Annotated in this window: 13 protein-coding genes; 7 read left to right on the top strand and 6 right to left on the bottom strand. The window is 37.0% G+C overall.

Going from position 1 to position 18,843, the window contains the following annotated elements:
* Positions 1 to 156: 156 nt before the first annotated feature.
* Complete coding sequence (locus V7122_RS19640; RefSeq protein ID WP_335355581.1) at positions 157 to 1,092, bottom strand: NAD-dependent epimerase/dehydratase family protein; 936 nt, start codon at positions 1,090 to 1,092, stop codon at positions 157 to 159.
* A gap of 519 nt (positions 1,093 to 1,611) precedes the next feature.
* On the opposite strand from V7122_RS19640, the gene V7122_RS19635 reads away from it, so the two are divergent.
* The 4 genes from V7122_RS19635 to V7122_RS19620 all read left to right on the top strand — a co-directional run bounded on the left by V7122_RS19635 (position 1,612) and on the right by V7122_RS19620 (position 7,721).
* Positions 1,612 to 3,564 (top strand): glycosyltransferase, encoded by a 1,953-nt coding sequence (locus V7122_RS19635; RefSeq protein ID WP_335489215.1) that lies wholly within the window; start codon positions 1,612 to 1,614, stop codon positions 3,562 to 3,564.
* 399 nt (positions 3,565 to 3,963) lie between these two features.
* Positions 3,964 to 4,509 carry a histidine phosphatase family protein gene (locus tag V7122_RS19630; protein WP_335346510.1) on the top strand — a complete coding sequence of 182 codons (546 nt, stop codon included), beginning with the start codon at positions 3,964 to 3,966 and terminating at the stop codon, positions 4,507 to 4,509.
* Positions 4,510 to 4,966: 457 nt separating this feature from the next.
* A complete protein-coding gene (locus V7122_RS19625; protein ID WP_335528469.1) occupies positions 4,967 to 7,027 on the top strand; it encodes a DUF4179 domain-containing protein in 2,061 nt (686 codons plus the stop codon).
* Positions 7,028 to 7,073: 46 nt separating this feature from the next.
* Complete coding sequence (locus V7122_RS19620) at positions 7,074 to 7,721, top strand: hypothetical protein (protein ID WP_335346520.1); 648 nt, start codon at positions 7,074 to 7,076, stop codon at positions 7,719 to 7,721.
* A 156-nt stretch (positions 7,722 to 7,877) separates the two neighbouring features.
* Here the strand turns inward: V7122_RS19620 and V7122_RS19615 are convergent, their stop codons facing one another.
* Positions 7,878 to 9,068, bottom strand: a complete 1,191-nt coding sequence (locus V7122_RS19615; RefSeq protein ID WP_335353416.1) for an MFS transporter — start codon at positions 9,066 to 9,068, stop codon at positions 7,878 to 7,880.
* 253 nt (positions 9,069 to 9,321) lie between these two features.
* Here V7122_RS19615 and V7122_RS19610 point away from each other — a divergent pair, with 253 nt between their 5' ends.
* Positions 9,322 to 9,819, top strand: coding sequence for an LURP-one-related/scramblase family protein (locus V7122_RS19610; RefSeq protein WP_335346513.1), 498 nt, complete (start codon positions 9,322 to 9,324; stop codon positions 9,817 to 9,819).
* 265 nt (positions 9,820 to 10,084) lie between these two features.
* Here V7122_RS19610 and gnd read toward each other — a convergent pair whose 3' ends face one another.
* The 4 genes from gnd to V7122_RS19590 form a co-directional block, all read right to left on the bottom strand.
* Complete coding sequence (gnd, locus tag V7122_RS19605) at positions 10,085 to 11,488, bottom strand: decarboxylating NADP(+)-dependent phosphogluconate dehydrogenase (protein WP_335346514.1); 1,404 nt, start codon at positions 11,486 to 11,488, stop codon at positions 10,085 to 10,087.
* 98 nt (positions 11,489 to 11,586) lie between these two features.
* Complete coding sequence (locus V7122_RS19600; protein WP_335346515.1) at positions 11,587 to 12,933, bottom strand: GntP family permease; 1,347 nt, start codon at positions 12,931 to 12,933, stop codon at positions 11,587 to 11,589.
* 18 nt (positions 12,934 to 12,951) lie between these two features.
* The gene (gene gntK / locus V7122_RS19595) at positions 12,952 to 14,496 is read right to left on the bottom strand and encodes a gluconokinase (protein WP_335528466.1); all 1,545 of its coding nucleotides are present in this window, start codon (positions 14,494 to 14,496) and stop codon (positions 12,952 to 12,954) included.
* Positions 14,489 to 15,220, bottom strand: a complete 732-nt coding sequence (locus tag V7122_RS19590) for a GntR family transcriptional regulator (RefSeq protein WP_335346517.1) — start codon at positions 15,218 to 15,220, stop codon at positions 14,489 to 14,491. Before V7122_RS19590 ends, gntK begins: the two co-directional genes overlap by 8 nt.
* Before the next feature lie 370 nt (positions 15,221 to 15,590).
* Between V7122_RS19590 and V7122_RS19585 the strand changes: the two genes are divergently transcribed.
* Complete coding sequence (locus V7122_RS19585) at positions 15,591 to 16,076, top strand: glutathione peroxidase (RefSeq protein WP_335353415.1); 486 nt, start codon at positions 15,591 to 15,593, stop codon at positions 16,074 to 16,076.
* 477 nt (positions 16,077 to 16,553) lie between these two features.
* Entirely contained in the window at positions 16,554 to 18,341 is a 1,788-nt protein-coding gene (locus V7122_RS19580) for a S9 family peptidase (RefSeq protein WP_335528463.1), read from the top strand.
* Positions 18,342 to 18,843 lie beyond the last annotated feature (502 nt).

Genomic DNA, 18,843 nt, shown 5'->3' with positions numbered 1-18,843 from the left:
TCTCTACACTCTTTGATTTCCTTTTGGATAGCTGGTATACAAAAAAGGGTTTGTCATATTTTTCATTATAATACTTCCCATAGCTATATCTAACATTTTGTTGTATAAATTATTCTCTATGCATTGACCAATTTTGATAAAAGAGATACTTAAAAGTTAGTTAAGCCCTTGGTTCTCTGCATCAAAGATTTTAATTGTTTCAGATAAGCCTTGTAGTAAATCATATTTAGGCTTCCAGCCAAGTATTTCAATGGCTTTCGTATGATCCAATGCACTATGTTTAATATCTCCTTTACGTGCTGGTAGATAAATCGGGTAAACAGGTGGATTTGTAATCATTGTTTTACATAGATGATAGAGTTTATTAATGCTAGTTTTTGAGTTTAAACCAATATTAATAATTTCATTATCTCCTTTTTTCAGCGATAGTAAATTAGCTGCTGCCACATCCTTTACGTAAACAAAATCACGAGTTTGTTCCCCGTCCCCATATATGTTGACATCTTCATTCTTGAAAAGTTTATTTAAAAAAATGGAGACAACTCCCCCTTCACCTTTTGAATTTTGTCGCGGGCCATAGACATTTGCGTATCGTAGAATAGTAAATGGAAGTCCATACAGATCATAAAAAAGCTTAATATACATTTCCGACGCATATTTGGATATAGCATAAAATGAGAGTGGCTGCACTGGGAATAATTCTGTAATGCCATAATGAGGAGTATTTCCATATACAGCACATGAGGAAGAAAAAATGATCTTTTTTATATTAAATTGATAACAATATGTCAACAAACGAATTGTACCTAAAATATTAATTTCCGCATCTCTCGATGGATTTTTAATGGATTTTTCGACGTCTACTTGAGCGGCAAGATGAATTACATAGGATGGCTTCTCTTTTTCAAAAATCATTTCTAAGTCCGGAGATGTGATATCAACATGATAAAATTTTAAATTGGATAGTAAGTTACTTGTTGTTCCGGTCGAAAGATTATCAATAATAATAGGCTCATAACCTTCCTTGACTAGTAGATCGACAATGTGGGATCCAATAAAACCCGCACCGCCACTAACCAAAACTTTCTCCATTCATTCACCTCATAAGCTGTTATTTATTATATATTATTGGTTTTAAATTTAAATGTGTTAGTTATGTATGATGATTGAAAAAATAGGATGATAGTCCTTTTAAGTTAATTAATGATTAAATTTAATTTCACTTGAACGGATACCTTTCTTCTTAAAAAGATTTTTAAATTTTGGAACTATCCATGTCAGCTATTTAATAACATAGACAAGAAATCCAGGAATGGAATTTAAACTTTCGTTGTTTAATAGTATATAGGTCCAAAATTTGTTAAATATGGGTAAGCGTCCTTTACAAGGGGTTTCTGGTTTTCATAAGATATTTGGAACACTCCTTCCCATCAATCTTTAGTCGGCATATGCACAAAAATTGGACAAATTTGTTTTAACATCTTAGAGAATTTCTCCTGCCTGGCAATTCATCACTTATAAAAAATATCTTCAAAATCCTTTGCGGGACTCAGTTGGTTACATTTAAATATTGAGTATTTATATCTTTTTTTTAATTAAGGAGTTGACTTAATGTCTGGTCTTAACAAAGGAGTAAACAAGTTAAGTTACTTTAGCAGTCCATTAAGCCATTTATTATCAGCAGATAATAATATAGGTCCCAATGGCGAAAATTTGACGATAACTTTTTTATCTTTAAATAGAGTTACTATGTCGAAGAGGCTATTAAAATCCGTAGAAAACTATATCCCACGATTTAAGGGAGACTTGTTAATAGTTGATAATGGATCAAGTCCCGAACAATTAGAGGAATTAAAAAGCGAGTGTACCAATCTTCGTTTTAATATAAAAATCGTAGAGCTTGGTTGTAATTATGGGGTCGCTGGTGCGAGGAATCGTGCGCTAGATCATATCAACACTGATTGGGTTATGTGTTTAGATAATGATATCTATTTCATCAGCGATCCATTAGATCCGCTACGTGAAACCCTTCAAACACTTGGGTGCCATTTCCTGAACTTACCCCTATTAAAATCTAATGAAAAGAGAATCGATGCTTTAGGCGGCCATCTTTATATAACTCCTTATGACAACCATGTTGCACTTGGAGCCGGTACTTGCTTCAAACAAACTAAAATTGAAAATATTAATAAAAAATATTTAACCAAGCCTTTTTTATCAAATTTCCTTTTTGGTGGCGCTTCTATTTTCAGAAAAAGTACATTTCAACGGTTAGGTGGCTATGACGAGCAAATGTTTATTGGATTTGAGGATTTAGACTTTTCAATCCGTCTTTTTAGAGAAGGGCTTCGGATTGGCAATATATGTTCGTTTCATTTAGTACACGACCATACAATCGAAAAAAATAATACAACTGATTTAGACTATGAAAAACAAAGATACTCTTCGAAGGTTATAGAGGCCTCAGCTCTTTATCTTGAAAAAAAATATGGTTATAAGATATTAACACCTACTGTTATTCAATGGGTGAAGGAAAAAAACAACTCTATAGATAAGGGAAAAGAGTGGCTCGTTTTGAATGAAAAACAGCAAAAAATAAAGATTGCTTTAATCGCCGACGTTGATTATTGGGCGTTTGGCAATATTATGCGACAAATTGAGAAGAACTTAAACAGCTTCTTTGATTTTAGATTGTTTTCAATGAAAGAATTGGATTGGAATTACAGTAAATTATTTAGCGAAATAGAGGATTTTGACATTATCCATATTTTCTGGAGAGATATGATTCCAACATTATTATCAGCTGAAGGTGCTGAAAAATTCCTAGAGGAAAAGGTTTTATCGACTTGTGTTTATGATCATTTGTTTTTGAAAAAAAGGGAAATACGTAAAAGAAAAAATCTTTTCCATTCTGCTTATTATTATGTCTCCTCCAGGTCCCTTTGGAATATCTATAATAATATTAAAGAGTATCCGAAACCACTAATGGTTATTGAAGATGGAGTTGACCCTGATATTTTCTATCCTATCGGATTAGAGAGGTTTAACACTCAAAAAAAAACATTGAAAATCGGTTGGGTGGGAAATAGTAAATGGGGACCGAAAAAAAAGGACTTCAAAGGGTTTCGAACCATAGTGAAGCCTGCGGTGGCACAATTCGAAGATTTAGGCTATCGCATTACAGGACAGTATTGCGATAGTAATGAACGCATTGTTCCTCACCATGAAATGGTTCACTACTATTCTAATATCGATATTTTAGTCTGTATGTCAGAAATAGAAGGGACACCTAACCCTATTTTGGAAGCCATGGCTTGTGGTGTTCCAGTAATCTCAACCAATGTAGGGATTGTTCCACAAGTGTTAGGCCCTAAGCAGAAGGAGTTCATATTGAAGGATCGTTCAATAGAGGCCTTGCAACAGGCTATATTAAAAATCTACAAACAACCAGCACTGCTAAAGGAACTGTCTGAAGAAAACTTAATACAAATACAGAATTGGACATGGAAAAACCAATGTGATAAATTTAAGCAATATTTTGATTTCCTTGCTACAAAAATTTAATGGGTGTAAAAACTATTAATTTTAACATATATACTAAGAATTGTCGTATTAACAATTCTATAGGAGGAGTAGCTAAATCGACTCCCCATTATTGCAAGAAACAGAAAAAACCTCACTTTAATATGTTACGGTGAACCTTATCATAAATAGTGGTAAAACAGAGGGTAGAAATTCTAATAAATAAAGAAACTTTATCAAGACTGGATTTTTATTAAAATTGAATCTGATGGAAAAGTTAGTTTTCCAATCACACGCGTGGCTTTGCAACAGTATAAATCTATGCTTAAAACAAACGGGAAAAGGTATTAATTATTCCTGTTTGTTTTTTTTTAACTGATTAAGAACCCATGTCATACATTAGCAGTAAATAGGATGTTTATATGAAAGGAGAAAAATACTTTGAATAGATCGTTACTAAATTCCATTAGAACTGGAGGATTTATATTATATGCAAGGCATGGGGAAGCGACCGTTGGAAGAGATTTACCCTATTTAAACTTTCAAAACTGTTTAACCCAAAGAAATCTTTCTGAAAAGGGACGTAGGCAGGCTATTTACTATGGAGAAATTCTTCGATATTTACAAATTCCGATTGAATACCCTGTTTCGACAAGTCCTTTTTGCAGGACAATAGAAACAGCACAGTTAGCATTTGGAAGTCATAATGTTCAAGTTAATCCTTTTTGGGTTGAGGTAAATTGGTTGAGTGGAAATTTACCTAGTAGTGATAGACAAAGAATTTTATATAATCTTAAGTCTTATTTTGAAACAATTCCAGAAGTGGGGAGAAATAAGGTTATTGTTGCTCACAGTTTCCCGGAAGGGGTCGGTTTAGGTCAAATACCTAATATGGGGACAGTTATTATAAACCCTAGAGGGGAAGGGAATCGTTATGATGTAGTTAGTCGATTATCTTTAGCAGATTTGAGTACATTAGATAGCTAGATGAAGGTTGCTGTACTAGAAAAGCATAGGTGAACCGTATCATAAGTAAATGAGTTTTTTTCCAAAACAGCACCCACCTTAACGAGCATAAAGGTTGCAACAAAAATCTTAGTAAAAGCTGAACAATTGTTTGAAAGGGTTTCCTTGATTTTAGCCCCTATATGTGGATAGTGTAAAAAGGCTACAAGAAAAATTGTAGATGATACACTATTACCTATAGGGGGTTTTTCTGTTTTGAAAAAATAATATTTAATCTGTTGAGATAAAAATACAAGCAGTCTTACGAACTAATTCGAAGTTTGATATTCTATATATGAACCATTATTTTATAATAATTGTAATTTATTTATAAAAATTACTAGCTTTCACCTGAAATTTATACAAAGGTTGCGGATCAAATTATCAGGAACACATATATAATGTTAATGACACGCGGATAAAAGGGGGGAACATGTTTATGATTCCAGCAAAAACAAATCCCATTTCTACCACTACAATAAGAGAAAAAGACGTGGAATCCATAGTCGATTGGTTCGATCAGCACAAACAATCGTTTTATATACTTGGCTGGTCCTATCTTAGTAATCAAAAGCAAATGGAAGAGCTTTTTTACCGGTCCATAATACAAGTCCAAAAGGAATGGCCTCGATATAAGAATAAAACACCATTCGAAACATGGGGTACATCCATTTTCATATATAACTGTCGGGAGCTTTCGGGTGATAGAAGTTTACAAGCTTCAGAGGACAGTGAACCAAGGCAGGAGTTATTTAAAGCACTTGATCAATTGAAGGAGTCCGAGAGAGAAGCCATGGTCCTAACATATATACAAGAATTCTCTCAGGAGGAAGCGGCACATCTTCTCCAAGTGTCAGCGGAAAAGATGAAAGAACTTTTGGCTTCAGGAATCCAGTCTCTTAGAAATGAAATGAGGCCTGAATCAACCTTTAATGGCTGTAAGGAATATAAAAAGGATTACATCGATTACTTAGAACGAGCGATGGATCGACAGAAAAAGATTGATTTCGAAATACATATTTATCATTGTCAAGATTGTCAGGAGGATCTGGCTGCCTTTCAGGATGTCATGTTAACGATGTTGGATCTTACTAATCTAATAGAAGATTTGCATGTGCCATATGGTTTTATGGAGAAGGTTAGAGCTAGGCTGACTGAAAAAGAAATCCACAGACAACAGAAGAACAAGAAACGTAAAAGAATGGGACTTGTTTTTGCTAGTGTATTCGCATTATTGATGGGTGTAGGTTTCTTTACAGGGGCGTTTGCCTACGTCTACTATACATGGACAGAAGAAGATCCGGAATTGCGTTATTTTCTACAGCAGGACCTCGGTAAAAGGCTGAATCTGGAAGCGGAAGACGACGGGGTGAAGGTGAAGATTAAGAGCGTAATTGCTGATGATGTTCAGACGCTTGTTATTTATGAAATAGAAGATACAGGTGAAGATAATCAATTTGTGATGAATTTTGGTTATGGTGATGGGGTTTTTGTAGAGAACGAGTATGAAATCATGAGCCGTGAAACGTATCCAAGGTTCTATCCTCCTGACCTTGAATCGGATATAAATAACAAAGAAAAGAACGTGTTTAAAGGGAAGATGAGTCTGTTGCCACTTAAAGAGGAGAGCGGGACAATCAAACTCACGATCACGAAGCTTCAGAAATTAATTCGTGATTCCTCTGGGCGCTCTGGTTATTGGAATTACGATAATATTGAAAATAAAACAGGCGAGTGGAGCTTCGAGATACCAGTAACAAAACGGCCTTCCACCGAATATGCATTGGATGATGAAGTAACAGAAATTGAAGGAATTCCCCTTCGATTTGATAAACTCATCATTGCTCCAACTACAACGATTCTGCAATTTGGTATTAATAATGAACGAATAGTGAAGCGGATAGACTCTCTTAATATTAACAATCTAGAAGTGAACAATAAAAAAATAAAAGCTCAAATGTATGGCAGCTCTTTTTGGCATTCACAGCAAGACGTGAATTGGGCAACTTATCAAACACACTTTGACCCTCTTTTTGGAGAAAAACCGAAAGAGGTTCATGTTCAATTTAAATCTGCTAATTTAACGGTTGAAGATACATTTATCATCGAATTGGACGATATTAGAGAATACCCTCATACTTTTGAATATGCGGGAAGTACAATTTCCATAGATAGGATGGAAGTTGGCGACTCTACGAATTTTGTGCTAAGTAATCATGAGGTTGAGAATCGGGAGTATGAGTGGCTTCAATTCAATATTGTAAATGAATCGAGTTTTATAGATATGAATTCTGAAGGAGTAATTGTTGATAAAAACGGGGTAGTATACGAAATAAATAATATGCCGGTCCCATATGAGGAAATCGAGCAGCCCCGTCATTTATCTACAGTTCAAAGCGTTCGGTTCCAAGGTAAAAATGTAAATCCTAAGAGTCTGGAGATTTATGGATATAGTACAACGAAATATTTAGATGATGTTGTAAAAATTTCTTTGGAATAATGGGTGAAGAAAAAGGAAAGAGAGAAGGAGGAGTAATTAAGAAGTGATGAACATCATATTTACGGTGTTATTTGTTCTAGGAGTCATTTATTTAATCAAATATCGATTAAATCTAAAGAAAGCAGCTGATTGCTCTAAAGATGCGCTCTTTCCCAAAAAAGAACATGAGTTTAGTAGTATCCTCCTGCCAACTGAGTGGAAAGAGATGGAGCCTTTAACAAAGCACACGAAATCTTATCAATATGTAAAATGGGGCACCATGATTGCTCTTGTATTGTTAACAGTGCTTTTAATAATTGTCATTTCAACTGACTGGTTGGGATCCTCCTTCTTTAGTTTTGCCTATTTGTTTTTCACAATCATTAGTGCAATAAAGCATCGCGGAAATCTGTTTATTTTACCAAATGGTCTAATCCTTCATGGAAAATTCTATTCTTCAGATCAAATAAAGTACTATGAAACAGAAAAAGTAATTCGTTGGCATGAGCTTTATGGGCTTGATTCTCGAGTGAACAATGCATATAAATTGACATTTCATTTAAAAAATAGACTATTCCAGCCAAGTTTTATTGTGGTCAGGGATCTTGATCACCTTGAAAAAATTATTGGTTTACTTAATGAACAGAGTATTATGAGAATACAAAAAGAGAAGAAACCCTATTCATCTGTTGTGAAGTTAACAAATAAATCATAAGTTCTGGGACCTACTTATATTCCGTTGTTAAGATTCCATGGCTTCCTGTTGGTGGAAAAGAAAAGGTTAATGCCTTTCTTTTCCACCATAGGAGAAGCTGACTTTCGTAGAAATTGATAGCTTGGGTTAATTGGGGACTGGCCCTTTCTTGTGTGTTTATGCTAATTTCTTTTGTTTTTCGTCTAAACGATGACTAAAGCATGTTAGGAGACAAGCACAGACTGCCACGATTCCACCAACCCATGTGACATTCATTAAATTTCCTTGATGATACACCATTCCTCCTAGAGCTGAACCGAAAGCGATACCTACGTTGCTTGCTACTGGCATCAGTGAAGCGGCGAGCCCTGTTGCTTTTGGCTGATAAATGCCAGCAAGATCAATTAAATAAAGCTGTGTCGATGTTGTTAACATAATCGCCATTAATGACATTAAGCCGATGTTGGATAACCCTACAACGAAGTTTTGAGTCGTCCAAAATAAACTTGCTAGCACCACTGCCTGTACAAGAAAAACAAACCGAAGGCGGCCGATTGCATTGTGGCTGGCAATTTTACCAGCGAGGATATTGCTGAAAATCGAAATAATTCCGTAACCAAATAAGATTAAACTAATGGAGTTATTTGGTGCTTCCATTCCTTTTAAGATAGGAACAAGGTACGTAAAGACAACATATGTTGCACCAAATCCGAGAGCTGGAATGAAAAAAGCCATCAAAATTCGTGGCTTGGTCAATAAAGAAAACTGATCCCGTATCGAACTCCGTATTTGGCTGAGTCCATTAGGCAAGACGAAAAAGGATGCTAAAAATGCTAATCCTCCTAGAAGAGTCGTTAACATGAAAGTGGCATTCCAGCTATACCAATCTGCGATGACTGTACCAATTGGCACTCCAACGACATTTGCCAGTGTGAACCCACCGAAAACGAATGATATCGCGAGTCCGCGTTTTTGAATCGGCATCGTTTCACTCGCAACTATCATGGCGAGTGAAATTAAAACGCCTGTAACAATCGCTGTCATCATTCGAAGGGTGAGGAGCATGATGTAGCTCGACGAGATTACACATAATGCATTCAGGACTATGAAAGATCCGATCAAAAACAACATCCATCTACGCTTTGGAAAATGACTTGTTGCTGACATTACTAGTGGTGTGGCGATGGCAAACGTAATGGCAAACGTAGAAACGAGTGTACCTGCTTTTGCATTTGTAATATGAAGGCTTGAGGAAATATCGGTTAAGATTCCGACAATGACAAATTCGCTTGTCCCAAGAACAAATGTTAATAAAGTAAGTGTTAAGATAAGCAACCAATGTCGCTTTGATAATTTTGTAGGGTGCATAAATACCTCTTTTCATAGATGAATGTAAATGTGTCACATAGTATATACACAACCTAAACATCATACCATAAAATACTTTTGCGAGAAGAACCCTTTTTATCAAATTGCGGTGAATGATTTACCTGACTCGACAAGGCAGCAGAGTTAGCTGAAAACTATTTAAGAAAGCACACTTCTGTTGATAATGCTATGATTAGCAGTAAGACAAAACATAATATATTTTAATTAATATGCTACATCAAGGAGGCATAGCATGAAGCAACTATATATTAAACAGAAGGTATTTAGTCTAAGTGGCAAATTTACGGTAAAGGACCAACAGGAGAAGGATGTTTATTATGTGGAGGGCAGTTTTATGCAGATCCCAAAGACATTCTCCATTATGAATACAAAAAGAGATGAAGTTGCGCTTATTACGAAAAAGATGTTTAGCTTTTTACCGAAGTTTTTTGTTGAGGTGAATGGCCGAGAGGTGTTAACGATTAAGAAAGAGTTTTCTTTCTTTAAAGCACGTTATACGATTGATGCGGCAGGCATTGAAGTACAAGGTAATTGGTTGGATATGGATTTTCAGGTTTTACAGCATGGGAAAGTTGTCGGTAAAGTGACTAAGGAGTGGTTCACTTGGGGCGATAGTTATAAGGTTCAAATATTGAATGAAGAAATGGAAGCTATCATTATTGCGATCGTTGTTGCAATTGATTGTGTGAAGGCTGACCAAGCAGCTGCTTCATCAGCAGCAATAGATTAACGTATGGATGTACAGTATAATATGCTGATGGGTTTTCTTTTACGTTTCCTTTCTTTTCTGTCTAGGAACGACTATCAAAAAAGCAAAGACACAGGAAGCTGATATTATAAAAAACAGATTTAAAGTATTTAATTCTGACCTAATTCAAATAAAGGATACAAAATAATATATTAAATCGAGGGAGAAGATAGTTTCTGGTTCTAGACCCCCAGTGAGATCCTAAAACTCATTGGGGGTCTGGTACCTTTTTTCTGCTGATGCGAAATCAATCATTCCAATTTGTGTGAAAGACTCCTGCTAAGTCACGTCGTTCATAAGTGTGGGCCCCAAAATAATCTCTTTGTGCTTGCAACAGATTAGCATTTGAAATGTCTGTCCGATAACTATCCAAATAAGAAATCGATGCACTTAAACATGGAAATGCAATTCCGGAAGTAATGCCCTCACAGACAACTTTTCGTAGTCCCATTTGATACTCTTTCACTTTTTCGGCGAAATGAGGAGCGATTAATAAATTAGCCAAATTTGGCTGTGTTTCATAGACTTCACTTATTACGTTTAAAAATTCCGCACGAATGATGCAGCCGCCGCGGAAGATGAGCGCAATGTCCTTTAAAGGCAAATTCCATTCAAACAGTTCAGACGTCATTTTATATTGTGTAAATCCTTGAGCGTAAGCGCAAACCTTCCCTAAATATAATGCTTGTCTAACGTGCTCAATCCAAACTTCTTTATCTAAATTCGGCTTATCAATTTCAGGATCCGACAAGAATTCTTTTGCAAAAACCCTTTCTTCTTTTAAAGAAGAGATGTAACGCGCGAACAATGCCTCCGTAATAATGGAAGCTGGAATTCCGTTATCAATGGCTTGGATGCTTGTCCATTTACCAGTGCCTTTTTGCCCTGCTTTATCAAGAATCACATCAATCAGAGGCGAACCGGTTATTTCATCCCTTTTTCTTAAGATCTCTGCAGTAATCTCGATTAAATAACTTTTTAGTTCACCTTGATTCCATGACTCGAAGATGTCGGCAATTTCATCAACAGATAAACCTAACTTTTCTCTTAAAAAAGTATAGGCCTCAGCAATCAGCTGCATATCGGCATACTCAATTCCATTATGGACCATCTTTACAAAGTGCCCTGCACCTTTAGGGCCAATATACGTACAGCAAGGTTGACCATCTACTTGGGCTGCTATTTTTGTAAGAATCGAAGCTGCCTGTTCATATACTTGCTTATCCCCGCCTGGCATGATGGAAGGACCTGTCAAGGCCCCGACTTCCCCGCCTGAAATCCCAATTCCAAGATAACCAATTCCCTTAGACTTTAACTCATCATATCTGCGAGCAGTATCTTCATAATGGGAATTGCCGCCGTCCATGATGATATCTCCTGTATCAAGAAAAGGAACCAATGAATGGATCACAGAATCGATGGGACTTCCAGCTGTGACCATCAGGAAGACTTTCCTTGGGGATTCTAGTGATTGAACAAAATCTTGAATTTCATAGTACGGATGGATGGGCTGACCGTTACTTTTTTGAACCAGCTGATCGGTTAGATCCGGAGTATAATTATAGACAGCAACCTGCTCACCGTGACTTGCCATATTTAAAGCGATATTACTGCCCATTACTCCCAAACCAATAACACCAATTGTATTCAACTTTATTACTCTCCTTTTGTGACAAAAATGGTAACAGGTCAGATCCTCGATGCTAAAGTGTATTAGCATTGAGGGTCCGACCTTTTTTCAAAAGCAGGTTATACTATTAAACTTAGCAATAAAACAAATCCTAATCCAGCAACTGAAATAATAGTTTCAAGCAATGTCCAAGTTGCAAAGGTTTCTTTCATGCTTAAGCCAAAATACTCTTTGAACATCCAGAAGCCTGCATCGTTTACGTGAGAAGCGATTAAGCTGCCTGCACCGGTTGCCAGTACAACTAATGCGAGGTTCACGTCCGTTTGTCCTAACATTGGAATTACCAATCCAGCAGTAGTTAATGCAGCAACAGTCGCAGAGCCTAGGGCAATTCTTAAGATAGCTGCGATGATCCACGCAAGTAAGATTGGGGACATGGAAGTGTCTTTGAACATTACGGCAACGTAGTCACCAACACCGCCATTTATTAATACTTGTTTGAAGGCACCGCCGCCCCCGATAATTAACAGCATCATCCCGATATGTGAAATGGCTGTTGAACATGAATCCATTATAGTCTTGATTGGAATCTTTCTTGCAATGCCCATCGTATAGATGGCAACTAGTAAAGAGATTAACATCGCTGTGCCAGCATCCCCAATAAAACGGATGGCTGCCAAGAACGAATTATCTTCAAATCCTAATGTTTTTTGAAGCAATGTAATAATGGTTGCAATCGCCATTAAAATAACAGGAAGAATGGCAGTAAATACACTGATGCCAAACCCTGGTGTGTCTTCAAGCTTAAATGATTTTTGCTCACCTAATGAAGCAATATTGCCCATCTTCGTAAAAGATTCTGGAACAAGTTTTTTTGCAAGCTTTGTAAAAATAGGACCAGCAATAATAACAGTTGGAATGGATATAATAAAACCGTAAAGTAGAACTTCCCCAATGTTTGCCCCATATTCACCGGAAATGACAGTCGGGCCCGGGTGAGGAGGCAGGAATCCATGTGTGACAGATAATGCTGCTGTCATCGGAATGCCAAGATACAGAATTGAAACATTTAATTGTCTTGAAATGGCAAAGACGATTGGAATTAATAATACTAATCCTACTTCGAAGAATAATGCAACCCCGATGATAAAAGATGCTGCAACAACTGCCCATTGAATATTTTTCTCACCGAATTTATTCACAAGGGTCATGGCAATTCGTTGTGCGCCACCTGAATCTGCTATTAATTTTCCTAGCATCGCACCAAGTCCAAAAATTAACGCTAAGTGCCCAAGTGTACCACCTAATCCGGCTTCAATCGTTTTAACAATTTCCCCTAGTGGCATACCAAGGGCTAATGCAACACCAAATGAAACAATAATTAATGAAATAAAGGTATTTAACTTTAAACCCATTATTAAAAGTAATAATGCTAAAATTCCAATTGCTACAATAAGTAATGGCATTTAATTGCCTCCCATTCGTTATTTTGTTGAGTGCGGTAAGCGTCTTTGATACGCTGAAATCCGTGTATAATCTTCTGTTAATACGTGGGATAAATTAATAAAAATCGGCAATAATTGCTGGTATTCTTTAACAGCACCTCCTTCAGGCGTATGCTTGTAAGTGCTGCCAATCATGTGAGAAGCCACTTCAAATGCTTCAATTTTTCCGAATGAATAAAGTCCTAAAATACAGGCACCGAGACAGGAACTCTCATAGCTTTCGGGTACCTCCACTTCAGATTCAAAGATGTCGGCTACCATTTGCCGCCAAACCTCTGACCTTGCGAAGCCCCCTGTCGCTTGAACCCGGGTAACAGGTCCATCCATGCATTCAGTTAATGCTAGAAATACCGTGTATAAATTGTAAATGACACCTTCTAAGACAGCACGAATCATATGTTCTTTTTTATGGGACATTGTTAGGCCGAAAAAGGAACCGCGTACGTCAGGATTCCATAATGGTGCACGTTCACCTGCCAAGTAAGGGTGGAATAGCAATCCATCAGATCCTGGCCTAACGCCTCCGGCAATTTTCGTTAACACCTCGTACGGATCAATACCTAATCGCTTTGCTGTTTCCACTTCTGCTGAGGCTAGCTCATCGCGAATCCAGCGAAGAACCATCCCACCATTATTGACAGGCCCACCAATGACCCAATGCTTTTCGGTTAAGGCGTAGCAGAAAATCCTTCCTTTTTCATCCGTTTGCGGTTCATCAATAATCGTTCGGATGGCACCGCTTGTCCCAATTGTGACGGCAATTTCACCTTTTCTGATTGCATTGACCCCGAGATTTGAGAGCACGCCATCACTGGCTCCAATGACAAACGGGGTTTGTGGTTCAATCCCCATTAGCTGGGCAAAATCCGGATGGCAGTTTTTAAATATTTTCGTTGTCGGGACAAGTTCAGATAATTGTTCTCTTGTAATTCCGGCAATTGTTAATGCTTCGTCATCCCAGTCCAATGTTTTGAGATCCATCATCCCCATTGCTGAAGCAAGGGAAAAATCGACTGTATATTGATTAAACAATTTTTTGAAGACATATTCTTTTATTCCGATATACTTCTTTGCCTTTGTCGCGATGTCGGGGTGCTCATTTACAATCCAAGCAATTTTGGCTAATGGCGACATCGGGTGGATCGGTGTTCCTGTTCGTCTGTAGACTTCATGGCCATTCAATTCATCTTTGATTTTATGGGCCCATGCTTCACTGCGATTATCCGCCCATGTGATACAGGAAGTGAGCGGCTGATCATTTTCATCCATGGCAATGACGCTATGCATCGCACTGCTAAACGAGATAAACATGATCTGTTTTTCAGGATGTTGTATTGTGATATTCGAAATCGCTTTCAAAACAGCTTGAAAGATTTCTTCCGGGTTTTGTTCAGCAGTTGAGATATCAGGAGTGTAAAGTGGGTAACCGATATTCTCCTGTTGAATAACTTTGCCGTTTTCACTGAACAAAACAGCTTTTGTGCTCGTTGTTCCTATATCGATTCCTAACATAAAGTTAGTCATTATCTTGTTCTACTCCTTCAGAAAGCATTTGTTGTGACCTCCACAGGTCTTCAACCTTGCCTTGAACATCATCAAAGTTTTGGTGCAAGGACTTAATCATAAGGGCTCGGTCTTTTGTTTTGATTGCTTCAATATATAATTTATGATTGTTGATGATACGTGGGAAATCATCGTACTTTTCGTTAAAACGCATTCGCATGGAAAGAAGAATAAAGCTTTCCATCACAGGTTTTAAATTATTCCAAATCATCAGGATGTGGGAATGATTAATAGCTCGAATAATCGTTTCATGGAACAGAATATCCTGATAGGAAAACTCATCTGCATCTTGGTATTTGATGGCAACTTTCATCATTTCCAAAATTTTGCTAAGTTCCTTTGTTAGCTCGGTTACTTCTATTCTTACTAGCCGTTCAAAAACAAATGTTTCGATTAACAAACGGACATCATAAATTTCTTCTATTTCCTTTTCTGTTAAGCCGAGGACAACAGCACCCATTCTTTCTAACTGGATGATATTCTCAGCAGCAAGTATTTTTAGTGCATCCCGAACCGGTGACCGGCTTACTGAAAAATCTGCAGCCAATTTATTCTCTGATAGGATGGTACCGCTTTCAATAGCGCCCGAAATGATCCGCATTCTTAGCTCGTATGCAATCCGATCACCGGTTGATGCCTTAGAAAGCCATTTTTCCGGATATAGATTTTCTCTGGATTCTTTCATGGATTCACCTTCTCAATTTTAATACAAGTAGACTTGTATACAAGTATTATAAATATTATTAATAGAAATGTTAACACTTTTTTCAAAAAATTATTATTTTTGATGATTAATGAGCTTATAAATGAAGATATCGGAATCTCTCTGCAGATTTTTATGATAATCCGCATAGAGATTGTGAAGAAACGTACTGAAGGTAACTGGCTGTATAGATTAAGAAGGATAATTAACTTCGATTGAAGAAATTTTATTATGAGGTAAGACATAAATTCACGACTTTTCTTTCTAGGTATTGGAAGTGTGCTTCGAGTGGGGCGTATCGGAAGTGGTTAGTGAAGGATAAAGGGTTACCTTGAAAGGGATGTGAGCAAAAATGAGTGTGTATGACTTTACAGTAAAGAAAATCGACGGTCAGACAGAGCCGTTGTCTCGTTACGAAGGAAAAGTCGTCCTTATCGTCAATACGGCGAGCAAGTGTGGCTTTACACCACAGTATAAGGGGTTACAAGCGCTGTATGATAAGTACCGAGATTTAGGATTAGAGATTCTAGGATTTCCTTGTAATCAATTCGGTCAACAGGAACCAGGAACGAACGAGGAAATTCAGCAGTTTTGCGATTTGAATTACAATGTGAGTTTTCCAATGTTTGCAAAAGTAGACGTAAATGGAGCGAATGCGGACCCACTTTATCAATACATAAAAAAGGAGGCCAAAGGCGCGTTAGGGTCACAGGCGGTCAAATGGAATTTTACGAAATTTTTAGTGGACCGAAAAGGGAATGTAGTAAAGCGTTTTGCTCCACAGACAGAACCGGAAAAACTGACAGCCGAAATAGAAGAAGTGCTGAAACCGTGCTGACAAACAATCGGGCGCAATCCTTGAATAAGGGATAAGCGCTCATTTTTCATTTTATGAACATTTTTTTGAGATAAATAAAATCATATCATTCAATGAAAACCAATTGATACTCTCCCATATCTAATATATTGAAAAACAATAACTGAAAGTAAGGAGGTCCTATATGGGATCACTAAAAGCCTTAGTCAAATGCAAAAAAGAAAGATGGAGAAGCGTTTGTTTCACTTGTTAAGCAACACGATCCGGCGCTTTAATTCAATAAAAGGAGAATACAGAACCGCCCGTAAATGGGAACTCTTTATTATTGAAATTAACACCTGCCTTCTTACACAACAAAGCATGTTAATCATTCTGTCTAAATATAATGAATGGGTAAATATGTTTTGGAAAATAAATAATTCACCAAATATTTAAAGCTCAAAAAGAACTCTATTTTGGTAGATAATTTTTTGAAAATAGATGATGGGTGGTAATGTAATGAATGAAGTAAGTCTAGATCCTTATGCGCATGTTAGTACGGTGAAAAATCTTGAATGTGAACCGAATGGAAAAAAGATAAGCTTTATTTGTGATTATTCGGGATTGCCACAGGTATGGGAGTATGATGGAGAAAATAGGGGGCTTGCCCAATCCTCTTTTACAAAGGAAGGAATCACATTCATAAAATATGTTACTGGTACATCGGATTTGATTATTGGGATGGACGTTTCCGGAAATGAGAGGGAACAACTTTACTTATTAAAGAAGGATGGAGAGCTGATCTCCCTGACAAACTCCCCAGAATATGTTCATTTGTATGGTGGAAGCTCTCCAGATGGAAAATGGATTGCTTGGTCTAGCAATCGAAGAAATCAAGCATTTTTTGATATTTATATCCAGAATCTTGAGACCCTTGAAATCCGCCTCGTTTTTGCGCAAGATGGGGCGTTTTCTGTTCTGAAATGGTTTCCCGATGGGCATTCATTATTGGTTAGAAGAACAAACTCTCCCCTCGATCATGATTTAGGTGTGTTATCCCTTTTAACTGGAGGTATGAACTGGATAACAGAACATACAGGAGAAGCAAGTTTTAGGGATGTCCATTTAAATAAGGATGGAGATCATCTTTATCTATTATCAAATAAAGACCGTGAATTTTTTGGGCTTGCATGTATTCATTTACCTACTAAACAATTCACTTGGCTGGAGCAGGGAGAGTGGGATTTTGAAGGGCTAGCCATGAATGAGAAAAAAAATCAATTAGCTTTCACGGTCAATGTGGGGGGGATCTCAAAAGGGTATTTACTAGATTTAGATATAAGTACCCTTTATACATGGGAAACACCAATGGGAGTGATCTCCAATCTCAAATTTTCACCAAAAAACCAAAAGCTCCTCTATATATTTAACGGGCCTGCACACCCATCTGATATATGGGCGCTTGACCTAGAAACCCTCAAGGCAGAACAGCTTACACATATTTCTCACATTCCCATACTTAAGGGGAAATTAATTGAGCCTGAACAAATATTCTATCGTTCTTTTGACAACCTTCAGATCCCTGCCTTTTACTATAAGCCGAAATCTGCAGCTGAGAAAATGCCGGTTGTCGTATATATTCATGGTGGCCCGGAAAGTCAAAGTCGTGCCGTTTACAATCCCCTTTTCCAATATTTTTTAAACCGCGGTTATGCAGTGGTTGCTCCAAATATTCGCGGCAGTACAGGTTACGGGAAGACGTATACCCATTTAGATGATGTTCGTAAACGGATGGATGCTCTGAAAGATCTAATTTCTTTAGTGGAATGGCTTAAAGGAGATATCCATGTTGATACTGGAAAGATAGCGGTTATGGGAGGCAGCTATGGTGGATTTATGGTTCTTTCTGCCATTAGTCACTATCCTGATTTGTGGGCGGCTGCGGTTGATATCGTAGGAATCTCAAGCCTGAGAACCTTCCTAAAAACTACAAGTCCTTGGCGGAAGAGGTTTAGAGAAACTGAGTATGGAACGGTTGAAGAAGATGGGGAATTTTTTGATCAAATCGATCCATTGAATCTTACAGACCATATCACCTCTCCCCTTATGGTGATCCATGGAGTTAATGACCCGCGTGTCCCGATTGAAGAATCAGAGCAGATTGTGAATAAACTTAAGAAACGAGATCATCCTATTACGTTTATTCGTATAGAAGATGAAGGTCATACGTTTTCAAAACTTAAAAATAAAATTTATGCATATTCTAAGTTGGCTGACTTTCTTGAAAAATACATTGGTAATAATTAGAATTTTTTAATCAAAGAAGTATTTTTTCATATATTAATTGATTAAAAACATCAGTTTTGTTGCTCTATTAAAGGACGCATTAATGGAGCAACAAAAAAAGCATAATTTCTCAATTTTATGCTGAGAAATTATGCTTTTTTATATTGGAATTTCATTAACGTTTTAGATAGAGAAGGGCTTCGGGGAATTTTTGGGAATTATTTCTAAGGTGAATTTTGTTTAAGTGTCTTTATATTGCGATTTCAGGGGAATGAAGATATCAGTACCACAATCAAAAAGAAAAGGAAGAAGAGTATTTAAGCATTTAAGAAAAGGTTGGAGAAATTTAAGTAAAGTATTTATATTTTCATACACATTATTTATAGAGTAAAGATAATGACACAAAATGGTTAGAGGTTACTTTTAATAAAGATGAAGATGCCAGGAAGAGAAGGATTATTGAGTTTTCGATTTTGTAATCAGAATAATTTTGTGAAACTATGATGCTTGTCCAAGCAAATCT

It is taken from the genome of Bacillus sp. JJ1532, from assembly GCF_036965085.1.
In the GTDB taxonomy this organism is placed as follows: domain Bacteria; phylum Bacillota; class Bacilli; order Bacillales; family Cytobacillaceae; genus Cytobacillus.
Note: the sequence above shows the minus strand (reverse complement) of the source record. Positions and strands in the feature narration are given on the sequence as shown.

Bases quoted from the DNA above. Each gene is read 5' to 3' on its own strand.
- V7122_RS19640 (WP_335355581.1), bottom strand. From the start codon at position 1,092: ATGGAGAAAGTTTTGGTTAGTGGCGGTGCGGGTTTTATTGGATCCCAC.
- V7122_RS19635 (WP_335489215.1), top strand. From the start codon at position 1,612: ATGTCTGGTCTTAACAAAGGAGTAAACAAGTTAAGTTACTTTAGCAGT.
- V7122_RS19625 (WP_335528469.1), top strand. From the start codon at position 4,967: ATGATTCCAGCAAAAACAAATCCCATTTCTACCACTACAATAAGAGAA.
- V7122_RS19620 (WP_335346520.1), top strand. From the start codon at position 7,074: ATGAACATCATATTTACGGTGTTATTTGTTCTAGGAGTCATTTATTTA.
- V7122_RS19615 (WP_335353416.1), bottom strand. From the start codon at position 9,068: ATGCACCCTACAAAATTATCAAAGCGACATTGGTTGCTTATCTTAACA.
- V7122_RS19610 (WP_335346513.1), top strand. From the start codon at position 9,322: ATGAAGCAACTATATATTAAACAGAAGGTATTTAGTCTAAGTGGCAAA.
- V7122_RS19600 (WP_335346515.1), bottom strand. From the start codon at position 12,933: ATGCCATTACTTATTGTAGCAATTGGAATTTTAGCATTATTACTTTTA.
- gntK (WP_335528466.1), bottom strand. From the start codon at position 14,496: ATGACTAACTTTATGTTAGGAATCGATATAGGAACAACGAGCACAAAA.
- V7122_RS19590 (WP_335346517.1), bottom strand. From the start codon at position 15,220: ATGAAAGAATCCAGAGAAAATCTATATCCGGAAAAATGGCTTTCTAAG.
- V7122_RS19585 (WP_335353415.1), top strand. From the start codon at position 15,591: ATGAGTGTGTATGACTTTACAGTAAAGAAAATCGACGGTCAGACAGAG.
- V7122_RS19580 (WP_335528463.1), top strand. From the start codon at position 16,554: ATGAATGAAGTAAGTCTAGATCCTTATGCGCATGTTAGTACGGTGAAA.